This window comes from Arthrobacter sp. StoSoilB19 (genome assembly GCF_019977275.1).
GTDB lineage: Bacteria > Actinomycetota > Actinomycetes > Actinomycetales > Micrococcaceae > Arthrobacter.
This window is the reverse complement of the sequence record NZ_AP024650.1, coordinates 2540342-2556889: the sequence shown is the minus strand read 5'-3', so window position 1 is coordinate 2556889 and position 16548 is coordinate 2540342. Positions and strand designations below refer to the sequence as shown.

The 16548-nt window shown below is 66.5% G+C and carries 16 protein-coding genes; 10 read left to right on the top strand and 6 right to left on the bottom strand.

The window, feature by feature from the left end; all coding sequences use genetic code 11:
• Window positions 1-34 precede the first annotated feature (34 nt).
• From LDO86_RS11760 to LDO86_RS11730, 7 genes are all read left to right on the top strand, one after another.
• A complete protein-coding gene (locus tag LDO86_RS11760; RefSeq protein WP_018768280.1) occupies window positions 35-790 on the top strand; it encodes a ribonuclease HII in 756 nt (251 codons plus the stop codon).
• 48 nt (window positions 791-838) lie between these two features.
• Complete coding sequence (locus LDO86_RS11755) at window positions 839-1165, top strand: DUF2469 domain-containing protein (RefSeq protein WP_018768279.1); 327 nt, start codon at window positions 839-841, stop codon at window positions 1163-1165.
• Window positions 1166-1273: 108 nt separating this feature from the next.
• Window positions 1274-1630, top strand: coding sequence for a YraN family protein (locus tag LDO86_RS11750; RefSeq protein ID WP_018768278.1), 357 nt, complete (start codon window positions 1274-1276; stop codon window positions 1628-1630).
• The gene (locus LDO86_RS11745; RefSeq protein ID WP_018768277.1) at window positions 1630-3174 is read left to right on the top strand and encodes a YifB family Mg chelatase-like AAA ATPase; all 1545 of its coding nucleotides are present in this window, start codon (window positions 1630-1632) and stop codon (window positions 3172-3174) included. Before LDO86_RS11750 ends, LDO86_RS11745 begins: the two co-directional genes overlap by 1 nt.
• The gene (gene dprA / locus LDO86_RS11740; protein WP_018768276.1) at window positions 3171-4358 is read left to right on the top strand and encodes a DNA-processing protein DprA; all 1188 of its coding nucleotides are present in this window, start codon (window positions 3171-3173) and stop codon (window positions 4356-4358) included. Before LDO86_RS11745 ends, dprA begins: the two co-directional genes overlap by 4 nt.
• Before the next feature lie 46 nt (window positions 4359-4404).
• The gene (locus LDO86_RS11735) at window positions 4405-5331 is read left to right on the top strand and encodes a tyrosine recombinase XerC (protein WP_018768275.1); all 927 of its coding nucleotides are present in this window, start codon (window positions 4405-4407) and stop codon (window positions 5329-5331) included.
• Window positions 5332-5570: 239 nt separating this feature from the next.
• Entirely contained in the window at window positions 5571-6074 is a 504-nt protein-coding gene (locus tag LDO86_RS11730) for a DUF3145 domain-containing protein (protein ID WP_026265612.1), read from the top strand.
• Window positions 6075-6189: 115 nt separating this feature from the next.
• Here the strand turns inward: LDO86_RS11730 and LDO86_RS11725 are convergent, their stop codons facing one another.
• From LDO86_RS11725 to aceE, 6 genes are all read right to left on the bottom strand, one after another.
• Window positions 6190-7425 (bottom strand): beta-ketoacyl-[acyl-carrier-protein] synthase II, encoded by a 1236-nt coding sequence (locus LDO86_RS11725; protein ID WP_018768273.1) that lies wholly within the window; start codon window positions 7423-7425, stop codon window positions 6190-6192.
• 178 nt (window positions 7426-7603) lie between these two features.
• Complete coding sequence (locus tag LDO86_RS11720; protein WP_009359314.1) at window positions 7604-7849, bottom strand: acyl carrier protein; 246 nt, start codon at window positions 7847-7849, stop codon at window positions 7604-7606.
• A gap of 77 nt (window positions 7850-7926) precedes the next feature.
• A complete protein-coding gene (locus LDO86_RS11715; protein WP_018768272.1) occupies window positions 7927-8988 on the bottom strand; it encodes a beta-ketoacyl-ACP synthase III in 1062 nt (353 codons plus the stop codon).
• On the bottom strand, window positions 8985-9914 hold the full coding sequence (locus tag LDO86_RS11710) for an ACP S-malonyltransferase (protein WP_026265611.1): 930 nt from the start codon (window positions 9912-9914) through the stop codon (window positions 8985-8987). The genes LDO86_RS11715 and LDO86_RS11710 overlap by 4 nt, the downstream gene beginning before the upstream one ends.
• 88 nt (window positions 9915-10002) lie before the next feature.
• Entirely contained in the window at window positions 10003-11247 is a 1245-nt protein-coding gene (locus tag LDO86_RS11705; protein ID WP_018768270.1) for a helix-turn-helix domain-containing protein, read from the bottom strand.
• 190 nt (window positions 11248-11437) lie between these two features.
• Entirely contained in the window at window positions 11438-14179 is a 2742-nt protein-coding gene (gene aceE, locus LDO86_RS11700) for a pyruvate dehydrogenase (acetyl-transferring), homodimeric type (RefSeq protein WP_223991926.1), read from the bottom strand.
• A gap of 427 nt (window positions 14180-14606) precedes the next feature.
• Here aceE and LDO86_RS11695 point away from each other — a divergent pair, with 427 nt between their 5' ends.
• From LDO86_RS11695 to LDO86_RS11685, 3 genes are read left to right on the top strand one after another with little or no spacing between them, the layout of a single operon-like run.
• Complete coding sequence (locus tag LDO86_RS11695) at window positions 14607-15026, top strand: DUF3052 domain-containing protein (protein ID WP_026265808.1); 420 nt, start codon at window positions 14607-14609, stop codon at window positions 15024-15026.
• On the top strand, window positions 15023-15517 hold the full coding sequence (locus LDO86_RS11690; RefSeq protein WP_018769522.1) for a peroxiredoxin: 495 nt from the start codon (window positions 15023-15025) through the stop codon (window positions 15515-15517). Before LDO86_RS11695 ends, LDO86_RS11690 begins: the two co-directional genes overlap by 4 nt.
• 6 nt (window positions 15518-15523) lie before the next feature.
• A complete protein-coding gene (locus tag LDO86_RS11685; RefSeq protein ID WP_018769521.1) occupies window positions 15524-16444 on the top strand; it encodes an NAD-dependent protein deacetylase in 921 nt (306 codons plus the stop codon).
• Window positions 16445-16548: the final 104 nt, after the last annotated feature.

Below are 16548 nucleotides of genomic sequence, written 5' to 3'. Positions count from 1 at the left end.
GCAGGCGTCCCCAGCGGTGCAGACTACCCCGGCAGTGAAGGCGCGCCCCGGCTCAAAACCGGCAGCACGCGGAGCCAAGGCGCCCACGCTGCGGCACGAGCGTACCTTCAAGGCCCAGGGGGTGCGCCTGCTTGCCGGGGTGGATGAGGTTGGCCGGGGTGCCCTCGCCGGTCCTGTCAGCGTGGGAATCGCCGTCGTTGACCTGGAACGCCAGAAGCCGCTTGCAGGCGTGCGGGACAGCAAACTCCTAAGCCCTGCGGAACGGGAACGGCTGGATCCCCTGGTGCGCCGGTGGAGCATCGCATCGGCGGTGGGACACGCTTCCGCCGGCGAGATAGATTCACTCGGCATCATCGCTGCCCTTCGGCTGGCGGGAACCCGCGCGTGGAACAGCATCATCAGCGCCGGCATCATCCCGGAGGCTGTGCTGCTTGATGGAAGCCACAACTGGCTTTCCCCGGCAGGCCAGCTGTCCCTGTTCGACCAGCCCGTGCTGGAGGCCGCGTGTGAAGCCCCGGTCCATACCAAGGTCAAGGCGGACATGCAGTGCCTCAGCGTCGCGGCCGCAAGTGTTATTGCCAAGGTGGAACGGGACCGGATGATGCGGGAACTGCACACCGAATATCCCGATTACGGCTGGGACATCAACAAGGGATACGCCACGGCAGCCCATCGGAACGTCCTACGCGCCGCCGGGCCCACACCGTACCACAGGGTAAGCTGGCGGCTGCTTGGCGGGGAACTGCAGGACGCCGAGGTGCCCGACGGGGACGAACCGTACGAAGACTGACCCCCGCCACCCGCGGCACCCGTGCCGGACATGGTGCAAGATGGAAGCATGAGTGCTGAGGATCTTGAGAACTATGAAACCGACATGGAGCTTCAGCTCTATCGTGAATACCGCGACGTGGTCGGCCTCTTCAGCTACGTTGTCGAGACCGAACGGCGCTTTTACCTGGCCAACCATGTGGACCTCCAGGCCCGCAGCGCCGATGGTGAGGTCTATTTCGACCTGACCCTCCAGGACGCCTGGGTATGGGATGTCTACCGCTCGGCACGGTTCGTCAAAAGCGTCAGGGTCCTGACCTTCAAGGACGTGAACGTGGAGGAACTGCCCCGCAACGAGGAACTGGCCCTGCCCAAGGATGTAGACCTGGGCAGCTAGGGTCCCGCGGGACCCTGACTTCCCCTCCACACCGGCCCCTGTCCACATACGGCAGGGGCCTTCTGTCTTCCGCGGCCCTTCGCCTCCAGGCTGGTTGCGGAGGTACACATGAAATCCAAAGACCTGTTGGGCCGGCGGGGCGAAGACCTTGCCGTGGGCTATCTTGAAGCGCTGGGCATGCTGGTGGTGGAGCGCAACTGGCGGTGCGCCGGGGGCGAGATTGATATCGTCGCCCTCGACGGCGATGCACTGGTGATCGCCGAAGTCAAAACCCGCCGTTCGCTCGACTACGGCCATCCGTTTGAAGCCGTCGGTCCGGAAAAGCTGGCCCGGCTGCACCGCCTCGCTGCTGCCTGGTGCCGTGACCGCGAACTGCGGATGCCGCTGCGCCGCGTGGACGTCATAGCCGTCGTGGACGACGGCGGCGGGGAACCCGTGGTCGAACACCTCAAGGGGGTGGGGTAATGTCCCTCGGGCGCACCTACTCCATCGCCCTCGTGGGGCTCAACGGCTACATGGTGGAAGTCGAGGCTGACATCGGCCAGACGCTCCCGGCCTTCGTCATTCTTGGGCTGCCGGACGCTTCCCTCAACGAAGCCAAGGAGCGCATCCGCTCAGCCGCGAAGAACTCCGGGATCCCGCTCAGCCGAAGGAAGATCACCGCAAACCTCATTCCTGCCTCACTGCCGAAACGAGGCTCCGGCTTCGATCTCGCCGTCACCATGGCCGTCCTCCGGGCAGCGAACGACATCAAGCCCACGGGGCGCACAGTCTTTATCGCCGAGCTGGGGCTCGACGGGAGGCTGCGGCCGGTGCGGGGAATCCTGCCGGCGGTCATGGCGTCGGTGCAGGCCGGGTATCCGGAGATCGTGGTGGCCCAGGCCAACCTCGCCGAGGCCTCCCTGGTCCCCGGAGCCAAGGTGCGCGGGTACCGCACGCTTGCCCGGCTTGCCCTCGACTTTGGGGCGGACCCCCAGGAACTTGCCCTGGACTTCGAACCGGACGAGGCCGATGACGCCGGTGACGGCCAGGCGCTTCCCGGCCCGTGTCCCGACATGGCAGACGTCTCCGGGCAGGGCGAAGCCCGCAGGGCTCTGGAAGTGGCGGCGGCGGGCGCCCATCATCTGCTCCTTACCGGGCCGCCAGGAGCCGGCAAGACCATGCTGGCGGAGCGGCTGCCGGGCCTCCTGCCGGACCTTGGCGACCACGAGTCCATGGAAGTCACGGCCATCCACTCGCTGTGCGGCCTGCCCGCATCCTCGGTACAGCTCCTGCGCCGGCCGCCGTTCGAGAACCCGCACCACTCAGCCACCGCTGCCGCCATCATCGGCGGCGGGACCGGCCTGCCCCGGCCGGGGGCAGCATCACGTGCCCACCGGGGCGTGCTTTTCCTGGATGAGGCACCGGAGTACGAGCGGCGTGTCCTGGACGCGCTGCGGCAGCCGCTGGAGAGCGGGGAGCTGGTTATCCACCGGTCAGCCGGAACAGCCGCCTATCCGGCCCGTTTCCAGCTGGTGCTCGCCGCCAACCCCTGCCCCTGCGGCAAGGCATCGGGCAAGGGGCTGGACTGCACCTGCACACCCGTGATGCGCCGCCGCTATCTGGCCAGGATGTCCGGGCCCCTGCTGGACCGGGTGGACATCCAACTGCAGGTGGAGCGCGTATCCCTGGCCGAGTTTGGCCAAGCGGGCGCGGAAGAGGGCACTGCATCAGTGGCAGGCCGGGTCCTGGACGCGCGTGCCCGGCAGGCGGAACGGTTACGGTGCTTCGGCCTGGAGACCAATTCCCAGGTGCCGGGGCGCATCCTCCGCGGTGAACTGCGTCTCCCCGCGGCCGCGACCCGGATCCTTGACCAGTCCCTGGAGCGGGGGGTACTTACCGCCCGCGGGTATGACCGTGTCCTTCGGCTCGCGTGGACGCTGGCGGACCTGGGGCACCGCGATACGCCGGACCCGAACGACATCGGACAAGCCCTGGGCCTGCGGCAGGCTTCGGCGGCCGCGGCATGACACCCAGGGATGCCGAACGGCTGGCCCGGGCCGCCCTGTCACGGCTCATGGAGCCCCAGGACACCGCGGGCCTGGCCCTTGTCCAGATGGCAGGGGCAACGGACGCGCTGCGCATCGCTGCCGGTGAGGTGGCACCCGGGCCCGACCTGGAGCGCGGGATGACATCGCTGCTGGCTGACAGCGGGGCTGCCGGCAGTTGGGCCGGACTGGCAGCCGCGTTGAAGCGTTGGCGGCCACGGCTGCCCGACCTTGCGCCCGAACGCGACCTGGCCACCATGGCCCGGCTCGGCGGACGCCTCATCATTCCCGGTGATGAGCTGTGGCCGGCCCAACTTGCCGACTTGGGAATCCAGGAGCCCATCTGCCTTTGGTGGCGCGGGCAGGAACAACCGCTGCCGGGTGCGGACAAATCCATCGCCCTCGTGGGATCGCGGGACAGCACCAGCTATGGTGCGTCCGTGACAGGGGACATCGCGTACTCGCTGGCGCAGCGGGGTTTCACGGTGGTCTCCGGCGGAGCTTACGGAATCGACGCTCATGCCCACAGAGCCGCCCTCGCCGGCAGTTCCTCCGCCGTCCCCACCATCGCCGTCATGGCCGGGGGAGTGGACCGCTTCTATCCATCCGGTAATGACGACCTGCTGCGGGCCGTGGCAAACCAGGGTGCGGTGCTGGCCGAGGTACCACCGGGGTCGGCCCCTACCCGCTACCGCTTCCTCCAGAGGAACCGCCTCATTGCTGCCCTCTCCGCGGTGACAGTGGTGGTGGAGGCGCGCTGGCGGTCTGGGGCGCTTAATACCGCCCATCACGCAGAGACCCTGGGCCGAGCCGTCGGGGCCGTACCCGGATCCGTCCACAGTGCCAACTCCGCCGGTTGCCACCGACTCCTCCGGGACGGGGGAGCCGTCTGCGTCACCGACGCGGCTGAAGTGGCCGAACTCGCCTCGCCGAGTGGAGCTGCCCTTCCCGATCAGCCCACCGCAGACGCTGCAGTGCAGGACGGGCTGACCCTGGAGGACCTGATCCTGCTGGACGCGCTTCCGCTTCGCTCCACTGCGTCCGTGGAAAAGCTCTCAGCAGTGGCCGGGCTTGGCCAGGACTCCGTAAGGGCAGGACTTGGGAGGCTGGGGCTGCTGGGACTCGCCGTATCGGAGCGGGGCGGCTGGAAACGCGGCAAGGCATGACCGTGTCCACCGGCGGTACCGGCCGGGCAACTGGGAAAGTAGAGGAGTGGACAATGAAGAACTGCCCGGGGAACTGGCCAAGGCACTGGACGCGTTCGCCGGGTACCTGTCAGGGGAGCGCGGGATGTCCGCCCATACCATGCGTGCGTACCTGGGCGACCTGCGCAGCCTCCTGGCCCATGCTGCATCGGAAGGCGTGGCAGGGCTGAAGGAGCTTGAACTGGGGACGTTCCGCCGCTGGCTTGGCAGCCAAAGTTCGGCGGGCGCCTCGCGGGCGACGCTGGCACGCCGGTCTGCCACGGCACGGGCCTTCACCGCCTGGGCCGTACGGGAGGAACTCATCACCGCAGACCCGGCCCTGCGGCTGAAGGCACCCAAACGCGAGGGGTCCCTGCCGGGGGTCCTGCAGGCCTCCCAGCTCGCGCGCATACTGGAGGGCCTGGAAAGGGCGGCCGCGGAGGGCGAACCGCTGGCTGTACGCAACCGTGCGATCGTGGAGCTGCTTTACGCCACAGGTATCCGGGTAGGCGAACTCGCCGGACTGGACGTCGACGACCTTGACCCGGACCGCCGGACGCTGCGGGTTATCGGCAAGGGCAACAAGGAACGCACGGTTCCGTTTGGAGTCCCGGCCGCGGTGGCCGTGGACGACTGGCTCCGGCGCGGGCGCCCGGGACTGGTGAAGGACACCAGCGGGCCCGCCCTCTTCCTCGGTGCCCGCGGTGGACGGGTCGACCAGCGGCAGGTGCGCGCCCTGGTCAACGCCCTGTTTGAGGCGCTCGGTGATACCTCCGCGTCCGGGCCCCACGCCCTGCGCCACTCGGCGGCCACTCATCTGCTCGACGGCGGCGCGGACCTCCGGGCAGTGCAGGAGATTCTTGGCCACAGCAGCCTGGCCACCACCCAGATCTACACACACGTCTCGGTTGACCGGCTCCGGAAGAGTTACCAGCAGGCGCATCCCAGGGCCTGATCGCCGAGGTAATCGCACTGGCGTAATTCCATGGCGTACGGCACAATAAGAGTCACGTCCGGCAACTTTCAAGTGCGGCTTGAAGCTCATACGGCTTCGGACCGCGCGGCAAGCCCGGACACAGCTTAATCTGATACATCTGAATACAGGCAGGGAACCACCGCCGCAGTGCAGGGCGCAGCAGTTCCATCCAGGCCGAGGTCGTTGGGGAAGACGTACCTAGAGCTATGGAGGATGGAATGTCTGTTGCAATGACCCGCGGTGTGCTGTTCGTTCACTCGGCCCCTACGGCGCTGTGCCCCCACGTTGAGTGGGCAGTCGGCGCCGTGGTGGACAAGCGGACGGACCTTGAGTGGACCCCGCAGCCTGCTGCGCCCGGAATGTTCCGGGCCGAACTGTCCTGGACCGGAACCCCCGGAACGGGATCGAAACTGGCGTCCTGCCTGCGCGGTTGGGCGCATCTCCGCTATGAGGTGACGGAGGAGCCCAGCCAGGGCGTGGATGGTGGCCGGTGGTCGCACACCCCCGAACTGGGGATCTTCCATGCCGTCACAGACGTCCACGGCAACATCATGGTGTCCGAGGACCGCATCCGGTACGCCTACGAGTCCGGAGCCGGCGACCCCGCCGCCGTCTACCACGAGCTGTCCCTCGCCCTCGGCGAGGCGTGGGACGAAGAACTTGAACCGTTCCGCCACGCTGCCGAAGGCGCTCCCGTCCGCTGGCTGCACCAGGTGGGCTGACCGCCGTCGTCCACTTTTACCGCGACGACACCACAACACCTCCATAGCGCAAAGGAGGCCCCGCCAAGCGGCGGGGCCTCCTTTTGCCATCCGGGCCGACTTTCCCGGGCCGCGGCTAGATGCTGCGGATGGCCACGACGGCGTTGTGTCCGCCGAAGCCAAAGGAGTTGCTCAGTGCCACGATGTTCCCTGCAGGGAGGTCGCGGGCGGAGGTGACCACGTCGAGCGGGATCTCCGGATCCTGGTTTTCGAGGTTGATGGTCACCGGCGCCTTGCGGTCATGGACGGCCAGTACGGTGAGGACAGCCTCAACCGCCCCCGAAGCGCCCAGGAGGTGGCCCATCTGCGACTTGGTGGCAGAGACCGCCACGTCGTCCACGTGGCTGCCCAGGGCCGCACGCAGGGCCGTGTACTCGGGCTTGTCGCCGACAGGGGTGGAGGTGGCGTGGGCGTTGACGTGAACCACGTCCTCAGCCTGGATCCGGCCGTCGAACATGGCCGCCTTCAGAGCGCGGGTGGCGCCAAGCCCCTGGGGATCCGGGGCAGTGATGTGGTAGGCGTCAGCGGTGACGGACGTACCGGCGAGCTCGGCATAGATGCGGGCTCCGCGGGCCAGGGCGTGTTCCTCGGCCTCGAGGACCAGGGCGCCGGCACCTTCGCCCATGACGAAGCCGTCACGGCCGGTGTCGTACGGGCGTGAGGCGCCCTGGGGATCATCGTTCCGGCGGGACAGCGCCTGCATCGAGGCAAATGCTGCCAGCGGCATGGGGTGGATGGCTGCCTCGGCGCCGCCGCACATGACGACGTCGGCCTTGCCCGAGCGGATGAGCTCCAGGCCAAGGTGCATGGCCTCCGTGCCGGAGGCGCAGGCGGAGACGGGGGTGTGGGCGCCGGCGCGGGCACCGAGGTCCAGGCTCACGGCCGCGGCAACACCATTGGGCATGAGCATGGGCACCGTCATGGGCAGGACGCGGCGCGGGCCCTTTTCCTTCAGGGTGTCCCAGGCGTCCAGCAGCGTCCAGACGCCACCGATGCCGGTGGCAAAGGCAACAGCCAGCCGGTCCTGGTCGAATTCCGTGATGCCCGAATCGGCCCAGGCTTCCCGGGCAGCGATGACGCCGAACTGGGTGGACGGGTCCATCCGCTTGGCCTCGACGCGGCTGAGGACATCAAGGGCCGGCGTGCTGCACCGTGCGGCGAAGTGGACAGGGAGTTCGTACTTGGCTACCCAGTCGTCCTCCAGGGTGCGGGCACCGGAGACCCCCTTGAGGGCGTTGCTCCACATTGTGGGCACATCGCCGCCGATGGGCGTAGTGGCGCCCAGACCGGTAATGACTACTTTGCGTGTCATGGGATCACTCTTTCGTCGGTGGGGGTATCCGCCTGCGGCTGCCGCAGGGTCCCGCACAGTTTTGATGATCGGCCAGTCCCGGTCGGGGGGTACTGTGCCGGATAAATGCGGCGGGCTGCCGGTCCGGTCAGTCCGGACCGGCAGCCCCGCCAAGCCGTAGGACGGCGAAAGCCCTTGGCTAGGCCTGTGCTCCGGCGATGAAGCTGACGGCGTCGCCAACAGTCTTGAGGTTCTTGACCTCTTCGTCCGGGATGCGGACGCCGAACTTTTCCTCGGCGTTGACCACGATGGTCATCATGGAGATGGAGTCGATGTCCAGGTCCTCGGTGAAGGACTTGTCCAGCTCGACGGCCTCCGGGGCCAGGCCGGTTTCCTCGTTGACGATTTCAGCCAAGCCGGCCAGGATCTCTTCGTTGCTAGCCATTGGTGGCTCCTTTTCTTGTATTGCCGGCAGGGACTGCCGGAAACGGTCCGGGCCGCGGTTGCGACCCTTGGGCGTATCTAGGGAAGGACAACTACCTGTGCGCCGAAGACCAGCCCGGCACCGAAACCGATCTGCAGGGCCAGCCCGCCGCTCAGTCCGGGGTTCTCCTGCAGGAGCCGGTGCGTTGCCAGCGGGATCGAGGCAGCGGACGTGTTGCCGGCCTCGGCAATGTCCCGTGCCACTGTAACCGTCTCGGGCAGCTTCAGCTTCTTCACCATCTCGTCGATGATGCGCATGTTGGCCTGGTGGGGGATGAAGGCAACCAGGTCTTCAGCCTGGATGCCGGCAGCATCGAGTGCCTGCTGGGCCACCTTGGCCATTTCCCACACTGCCCAGCGGAACACCGTCTGGCCGTCCTGGCGGAGGGTGGGATAGAGCTCCTGGGCTTCCTCCAGGAGGGCGAGGTCGCCCGTGGAGTCGGACTGCCGGGCGGCGAGGCCGAGGTCGCGGACGTCAAGCAGGGAGCGGGTCATGCCAATGGCGTCCCACTTGCTGCCGTCTGAGCCCCATACCGAGGGGGCGATGCCCGGTGTGTCGGAGGGGCCGATCACGACGGCGCCGGCACCATCACCGAGCAGGAAGGAGATGGTGCGTTCCCGGTTGTCGATGACGTCGGAAAGCTTTTCAGCCCCCACCACCAGGACATACTTTGCGGTACCGGAGCGGACCAGGGCGTCGGCCTGGGCAATCCCGTAGCAGTAGCCGGCGCAAGCGGCGGAAATATCAAAGGCAGGTGCGGGCGTGGCGCCGATCCTGTCGGCCAGGCTGGCTGCGGCGGAAGGCGTCGCGTAGGGGTGTGTCACGGTGGAAACAATGACGGCCCCGAGCTCCGAGGCGTCAATACCGGCCTTCTCCATGGCTTCGCGGGCAGCGCCCTCTGCCATGTCGATCACGCTGACGTGGGCAGCCGCGCGGTGGCGGGTGACGATGCCGGTGCGCTGGCGGATCCACTCGTCCGAGGAATCAATCCACTGGCACACGTCCTCGTTGGTGACGATGACGTCCGGCCGGTAGGCCCCCAGGCCAAGGATGCGGCTGTGCTCGTGGATGGGAACCTGTTTCAGCGTGGGAACGCTCATGCGTTGCCCTCCAGTTCTGCAAAGAGCGCCAGGGCCGCGGAGAGGTCATCAGGAGTCTTCACCGCAACGGTCTTGACGCCGGGCATGCCGCGCTTGGCCAGTCCGGCCAGCGTGCCGGCAGGGGCGAGTTCGATCACGCCGGTCACACCGCGGTTGACCATGCTCTCCATGCAGAGGTCCCACCGGACCGGGCGGGACACCTGGGCAATCAGGCTTTCGACGGCGGCATCACCGTCCGTGACTTCACCGCCGTCGAAATTCGACAGCAGCGGCACCTTGGGCGCCACCGGGTTCAGCTGCGGCTTCAGTTTCTCAAGCGCGCTGACAGCGGGCGACATATGGCTGGTGTGGAAGGCGCCGGCCACCTTGAGCGGGATGACGCGGGCCTTGGCGGGCGGGTTCTCGGCCAGGGCCTTCAGCTGTTCAAAGGTTCCGGCCGCCACTGTCTGGCCTGCCCCGTTGACGTTGGCGGGGGCGGCGCCGGCCGCCTCGATGGCTGCCAGCACCTCGGCCGGGTCACCGCCTACGACGGCGCTCATGCCTGTGGGGGTGACGGCTGCCGCGGCGGCCATGCTGTTGGCGCGTTCGCGGACGAAGGTCATGGCTTCCTGCTCCGTCAGCACTCCAGCCAGGGCGGAGGCGGTGATTTCACCCACGGAGTGGCCCGCGAGGATCACCGGAAGGGAGTTGAGTTCGACATCGAAGAGGGAGGCGGCGGTGACCAGCCCCGCGGCAACGATCAGGGGCTGCGCAACCGCAGTGTCCTTGATGGTTTCCTCGTCGGAGGTGGTCCCGTGGGCTATCAGGTCAATGCCTGCGATGTCACTCAGGGAGGCCAGCTGGCCTGCCACCGAGGGAAGTTCCAGCCAGGGGGCCAGAAAACCCGGGGTCTGTGAGCCCTGTCCAGGGCAGACTATTGCAAGCACGTAACCAGCTTTCCAAATTACTGTGTGATCCAGCGGTGTTTCACCGCACCAAGCTCACGGGGTCAGGTTGTAGGAAGTCTACAATGCCTCACGACTGGTTACGGGATGGTTGCCGCTCCGTGGCGGCCTTGGGCGGGGCCGACAGCCGGCCCACCACCAGCGCGGCCTGCAGGACGAACGCCTCCCGCGGCAGCAACGGATCCCAGCCTGTGACGTCGCAGACGCGCTTCAGCCGGTACCGAACAGTATTGGCGTGGACGAAGAGTTCCCGGGCTGTCGCCTCCAGCGAGTGGCCCAGTTCCAGGTACGTTCCCAGCGTTTCCACCAGGCCGTTGGACGCCGCCAGGAGGGGACGGTAAATGTTCTTCACCAGCGAGCGGCGCGCCGCATCATCGCCGGAAATAACGCGTTCGGGCAGAAGGTCGTCCGCGGCTACCGGCCGCGGAGCGGAGGGCCAGGCGCGCGCGGCGGTCAGCCCCGCAAAGGCCGACTGCGCGGAACCGCTGGCTTCCAGCAGCGAGCTGGCCTCGGGCCCGTAAACCACGGGTCCGGGGGCGAACATGTCGCTGAGCTTCACATAGGCTGTTTCGCGGTCCTGCACGCCGCCAAGGATGAGGATCAGCCGGTCGCCCTGGATGCCCACCAGCGCGTCCTCGGCATAGCGCCCGGCCATCCGCCGCAACTCGCTGACGTAGCTGGCGCTGGGTTCGGAGGGCGAATTGCCCACCATCACGGTGAACCTCTCCTGCGCCTTCCAGCCAAGCGCTGCGATGCGTGAGCGCAGGGCGTCCGTGTTTTCGCCACGCAGGATCGCATCCACGATCAGGGCTTCCAACCGGGTATCCCAGGAGCCGCGGGATTCGGCAGCGCGGGCGTACACGTCGGCGGCGGCGAAGGCCACCTCCCGCGAATAGCGCAGGACTGCTTCGCGCAGGGACGGCTGGTCGGCTTCCGGCGCGATGACCGGAACCTGGTCCTCCACCACCTCCACCACGATCCTGATCAGCTGCAACGCCTTCTGCAGGCTGATCGAACGCGTGAGTTCCGTGGGGGCTGTCCCAAAGACATCCGTGAGGATCCACGACGGCGAGCTCGGCCGCTCGTACCATGTCACGAAAGCGGCGATGCCGTTCTGTGCCACCATTCCCAGTGCCGACCGCTCATCCGCACTGAGCCGGCTGTACCAGGGGAGCGACTGCTCCAGCTTGCGCATGGTGCTGGTGGAGAGCTGGCCGACGTTGGCGCGGAGCTGCTTGAGGGTTTCGGACTTCTCCGGCGTGACCTTCGGCGGGGTCGGTTTCCGCTTGGAGGACGGGCTGGCTGGTGCTGGCATTCTTTGAGCATACGGCCACCGTCGCGCAAGCTCCATTTGTGCGAAGGCTACAATCCGCCTTGTCACGGATCACAAGACGTCCGGCCCCGTCCGGTGCCGCACACTACAGACACGACGACGGCGGCCCCCACCTTGGTGAGTGGGGCCGCCGTCGTCGTGATGCTGCTGGATACGCTGTCCAGCCGGAAGGCTAGGCTTCGCCTCCGGCATTGCCGGTGGTGCCGGCATTCACGTTGAGCAGCTTGTACTTCTCGATGGCCTTGACCGGGGCGTCAACATCCACCTCGCCACGGCGCGCCAGCATTTCAAGGGCACGCACCACGATGGAGTGGGTGTCGTTCTTGAAGTAGCGGCGCGCTGCTGCGCGGGTGTCGGAGAAGCCGAAGCCGTCGGCGCCGAGGGTGGCGAATTCGTTGGGGACGAACTGCCGGATCTGGTCGGGGACGGCTTTCATGTAGTCGGAGACGGCGACGATGGGGCCGGTGGCGCCTTCGAGTTGCTGGGTGACGAACGGGGTGCGGGCGGGTTGGCCGGGGTTGAGGAAGGCTTCTTCTTCGGCGGCGAGGCCGTCGCGGCGCAGTTCGTTCCAGGAGGTGACGGACCAGACGTCGGCGGAGACGTTCCAGTCGTCGGCCAGGACGCGCTGGGCTTCGATGGCCCAGGGAACGGAGACGCCGGAGGCGAGGATCTGGGTGCGGGGGCCGTCGATCTTTGCCGGTGCGAGCAGGTAGATGCCCTTGATGACGCCTTCGATGTCGAGGTTTTCGGGTTCGGCGGGCTGGACGATGGGTTCGTTGTACACGGTGAGGTAGTACATGACGTTCTTGTCCGTTGAGTCCGGCCCGTACATGCGTTCGAGGCCGGAGCGGATGATGTGGCCGATTTCGTAGCCGTAGGCGGGGTCGTAGGTGAGCACGGCGGGGTTGGTGGAGGCGAGCAGGGGGGAGTGGCCGTCGGCGTGCTGGAGGCCTTCGCCGGTGAGGGTGGTCCGGCCTGCGGTGGCGCCGATGATGAAGCCGCGGGTCATTTGGTCTGCTGCGGCCCAGAAGGCGTCGCCGGTGCGCTGGAAGCCGAACATGGAGTAGAACACGTAGACCGGGACCAGGGGCACGCCGTGGGTGGCGTAGGAGGTCCCGGCGGCGGTGAAGGCTGCCACGGCGCCGGCTTCGTTGATGCCGGGGTGGATCAGTTGCCCGGCGGGGGATTCCTTGTAGGCCAGGACCAGGTCGCGGTCCACGGAGAGGTAGTTCTGGCCCTTGGGGTTGTAGATCTTCGCGGTGGGGAAGAACGCATCCATGCCGAACGTGCGTGCTTCATCGGGGATGATCGGGGCGATGTGCTTGCCGAAGTTCTTATCCCGCATCAGGTCCTTGAGGAGCCGGACGAAGGCCATGGTGGTGGCGGCCTGCTGCTTGCCCGAACCGCGCTTTGCCACCTCGTAGGACTTCGCGTCGGGCAGCACAATCTCGGCGTGGGTATTCCGGCGTTCCGGGACGGCTCCGCCCAGGGCAGCGCGGCGCTCCATCATGTACTTGATTTCCGGGGCGTCGTTACCGGGGTGGTAGTACGGCGGCCGGTACGAGTCCTTCTCGAGCTGTTCGTCACTGACGGGGATCCGCAGGTGGTCGCGGAACTTCTTCAGGTCATCCAGGGTCAGCTTCTTCATCTGGTGGGTCGCGTTGCGGCCCTCGAAGTGCGGTCCCAGGCCGTAGCCCTTGACGGTGTGGGCGAGGATGACGGTGGGTTTGCCCTTGAATTCGGTGGCGGCTTTGTAGGCTGCGTAGACCTTGCGGTAGTCGTGGCCGCCGCGTTTGAGGTTCCAGATCTGGTCGTCGGTGAGGTCCGCGACGAGGTCTTTGGTCTGCGGGGTTTTGCCGAAGAAGTGTTCGCGGACGAACCCGCCGGATTCGGCTTTGTAGGTCTGGTAGTCCCCGTCGACGGTTTCGTTCATGATTTTCACGAGCGACCCGTCGGTGTCGCGGGTGAGCAGGTCATCCCATTCCCGGCCCCAGACGACCTTGATCACGTTCCAGCCCGCGCCGCGGAAGAACGCTTCGAGTTCCTGCATGATCTTGCCGTTGCCGCGCACCGGCCCGTCCAGGCGCTGGAGGTTGCAGTTGATCACGAAGTTCAGGTTGTCCAGGTTTTCGTTCGCCGCCAGCTGCAGCAGGCCGCGGGATTCGGGTTCGTCCATTTCGCCGTCGCCCAGGAACGCCCAGACCTGCTGGTCCGAGGTGTCTTTCAGGCCCCGGTTGTGCAGGTACCGGTTGTTCTGCGCCTGGTAGATCGCGTTCATCGGGCCGATGCCCATGGACACGGTGGGGAATTCCCAGAAGTGCGGCATCAGGCGCGGGTGCGGATAGGAGGACAGGGCATGGCCCTCGCGGGACTTTTCCTGCCGGAACCCGTCCAGGTCCTCCTCGGAGAGGCGTCCTTCCATGAACGCCCGGGCGTACATGCCGGGGGAGGCGTGGCCCTGGAAGAAGACCTGGTCCCCGCCGCCGGGGTGGTCCTTGCCGCGGAAGAAGTGGTTGAACCCGACCTCGTACAGGGTCGCGGCACCGGCGTAGGTGGAGATGTGCCCGCCGACGCCGATATCGGGCCGCTGCGCCCGGTGGACCATGACCGCGGCGTTCCACCGCATGTAGGCCCGGTACCGGCGCTCGTACTCCTCGTTGCCCGGGAACTGGGCTTCCTGGTCCACCGGGATCGTGTTCACGTAATCGGTGGTGGTCACCATCGGCACCCCGACACTCTGCGCGCCGGCGCGCTGCAGCAGGCTCCGCATGATGTATTGGGCACGCTCGGTGCCCTGTTCCCTGATCAACGCATCCAGGGACTCAACCCACTCGGCAGTCTCTTCCGGATCACGATCAGGCAGCTGGTTAGTCAACCCGCTGAGGATATGGGAGGTATCTTCTCCTGCAGCCACGTCCAACCTCTCTTTGCGCGCATGAATCGGCGCACTCAGGCCAGGCAGGGTGACTGCCCGGCGTACATACGCCGTGTGCGACGTATCGGTTACAACAGCCCGGGCATGTGTGCCGGGCAGCTTCCTAGCGCTCCTATGTCTGCACGGAGTCACAAGGTTGTCGTCCCGCAGCCATAGTTGTCACCAGCCACTCTAGCCCTGACAGCAACGCGATGCGTAGCCGCGGGTCAGGTGCTGCGGTTGTATTTCGTTCGTCATACTGGTTGTGTGACAAAAAGCCCTTGTGACGGGGATGCTGCAGCCGGATGTGACGCAGAATATGCGCAGTCCCGGGGGCGGCAGCTTGAAGCGCAGGCACAAAGGGTGTTGGCTTGGGAGTAATGGAAATCACTATGCACACTGCATATATGAGGTATTGGAGGAACACGTGAGCGAGGCCGACGCCGCCACTTCGGTAAATGTGGCGGAAAAATTGGGTTTCAAGAACGGGGATCTGATTCAGGAGTTCGGTTACGACGACGATGTCGATTTCGACTTGCGTGACGATATTGAGGACCTCACCGGTTCCGAGTTGCTGGACGAGGACGACCACGAGGTGGCGGACGCCGTCATCCTGTGGTGGCGCGACGGCGACGGGGACCTGGTGGACAGCCTGATGGATTCCCTCACTACCCTGAGCGAAAACGGTGTTGTCTGGGTCCTCACCCCCAAGTCAGGCAGGGACGGCTACGTCTCGCCAGCAGACATCCAGGAAGCCGCACCCACCGCCGGCCTGCACGTCACCACCTCAGCGGGAGTCTCGAAGGACTGGAGTGCAACCCGCCTTGTCAGCAGGAAGAACAAATGACGGCAGCGGTTGAGGCCGCTTCCGCAGCTGTTCCTGCACTGGGCGCGGAAGCGCCCGACTTCGAGCTTGCCAACCAGTACGGCGAGCCCGTGACGCTGTCATCCTTCCGGGGGCAGAACGTGGCCCTGGTCTTCTACCCGTTTGCATTCTCGGGGATCTGCACGGGTGAACTGTGCGAGATACGGGACAACCTGGCCACATTCGAGGATTCGAACGCGGTGGTCCTTGCAGTGTCCGTGGACAGCAAGTTCAGCCTCCGGGCCTATGCGGCGCAGGAAGGCTACAGCTTCGACCTCCTTGCCGACTTCTGGCCGCATGGGGCCGTGGCCAGTGCTTATGGTGTGTTCGACGACGTCAGTGGCATGGCCAAGCGCGCCACCTTCATCATCGACGCTGACGGCAGAATCCGTTACAGCGTTGTGAATCCCCGCGGACAGGCCCGGGACTTCGCCGAATACCGCGCGGCCCTGGCGGATCTGAAACAGGCCTGATCGACCATGGCGGAACATCGGCGGGGGACGGGCCTTACCGGCTTTGCCAGCATGCCGCCGGTAGCCCCTGCTCCGCTGTCAGCCGATGACCTCGAGGTGCTGGCCAGGATCCGCGACCTGCTTGCCGGTGCCCCGTTCGCCCTGCTGACGGGCGCGGGCCTGAGCACCGACTCCGGCATTCCGGACTACCGTGGCCCGGACTCGCCGCCGCGGCAGCCCATGACCTACCAGGAGTTTGTCCGGGACGCGGCCAATCGGCGCCGCTACTGGGCCCGGAACCACATCGGGTGGTCCCATATGCGGCACGCGGACCCGAACGTGGGCCACTATTCAGCAGCGGAGCTGGAACGCCGCGGTTACCTCACGGGCCTCATTACCCAGAACGTTGACCGCCTGCACCAGGACGCCGGCAGCTCCAACGTCGTCGATCTGCACGGCCGGTATGACCAGGTGATATGCCTCGACTGCGGGCGGACCTACACCCGGCGCCTCCTGGCCGGTGTTTTCGAGGAACTCAACCCCGGATTCCTGGAACGGGCAGCGGCGTCCGGGTTGGTGGAGATGGCGCCGGATGCTGACGCCACCGTGGAGGACCAGGCCCTCATCAGCAGCTTCGTGGTGCCGGTCTGTCCTGCCTGCGGCGGTACCCTGAAGCCGGACTTCGTCTACTTTGGGGAAAATGTGCCCAAGGACCGGGTGGAACGTTCGTACGCCATGGTGGACGGGGCAGCCGCGCTGGTGGTTGCCGGTTCATCCCTGACGGTCATGAGCGGACTTCGGTTTGTGCGGCATGCGGCCAAGGAATCCAAGCCGGTGGTGATCATCAACCGGGGCGCCACCCGGGGTGATGACAAGGCGACCGTCAAGCTTGAAGCCGGCGTCAGCCAGGCGCTGGGCTACCTCGCGGCCGAACTCCCCGCCCTGTAGGGACACCTCAGGCGGTTCGGTGCGCGGATTCGCCTTTCCGGTCCCCTGTCGGGTAGAGTTTATGTTCGTTGGTTGCGGCAGTCCGGCCGGAAACCGCGTGATTT

Coding starts and splice junctions, on each gene's coding strand:
- LDO86_RS11685 (WP_018769521.1), top strand. CDS start 15,524: ATGGCGGAACATCGGCGGGGGACGGGCCTTACCGGCTTTGCCAGCATG.
- LDO86_RS11725 (WP_018768273.1), bottom strand. CDS start 7,425: ATGACACGCAAAGTAGTCATTACCGGTCTGGGCGCCACTACGCCCATC.
- LDO86_RS11750 (WP_018768278.1), top strand. CDS start 1,274: ATGAAATCCAAAGACCTGTTGGGCCGGCGGGGCGAAGACCTTGCCGTG.
- LDO86_RS11705 (WP_018768270.1), bottom strand. CDS start 11,247: ATGCCAGCACCAGCCAGCCCGTCCTCCAAGCGGAAACCGACCCCGCCG.
- dprA (WP_018768276.1), top strand. CDS start 3,171: ATGACACCCAGGGATGCCGAACGGCTGGCCCGGGCCGCCCTGTCACGG.
- LDO86_RS11690 (WP_018769522.1), top strand. CDS start 15,023: ATGACGGCAGCGGTTGAGGCCGCTTCCGCAGCTGTTCCTGCACTGGGC.
- LDO86_RS11730 (WP_026265612.1), top strand. CDS start 5,571: ATGTCTGTTGCAATGACCCGCGGTGTGCTGTTCGTTCACTCGGCCCCT.
- LDO86_RS11720 (WP_009359314.1), bottom strand. CDS start 7,849: ATGGCTAGCAACGAAGAGATCCTGGCCGGCTTGGCTGAAATCGTCAAC.
- LDO86_RS11715 (WP_018768272.1), bottom strand. CDS start 8,988: ATGAGCGTTCCCACGCTGAAACAGGTTCCCATCCACGAGCACAGCCGC.
- LDO86_RS11755 (WP_018768279.1), top strand. CDS start 839: ATGAGTGCTGAGGATCTTGAGAACTATGAAACCGACATGGAGCTTCAG.
- LDO86_RS11745 (WP_018768277.1), top strand. CDS start 1,630: ATGTCCCTCGGGCGCACCTACTCCATCGCCCTCGTGGGGCTCAACGGC.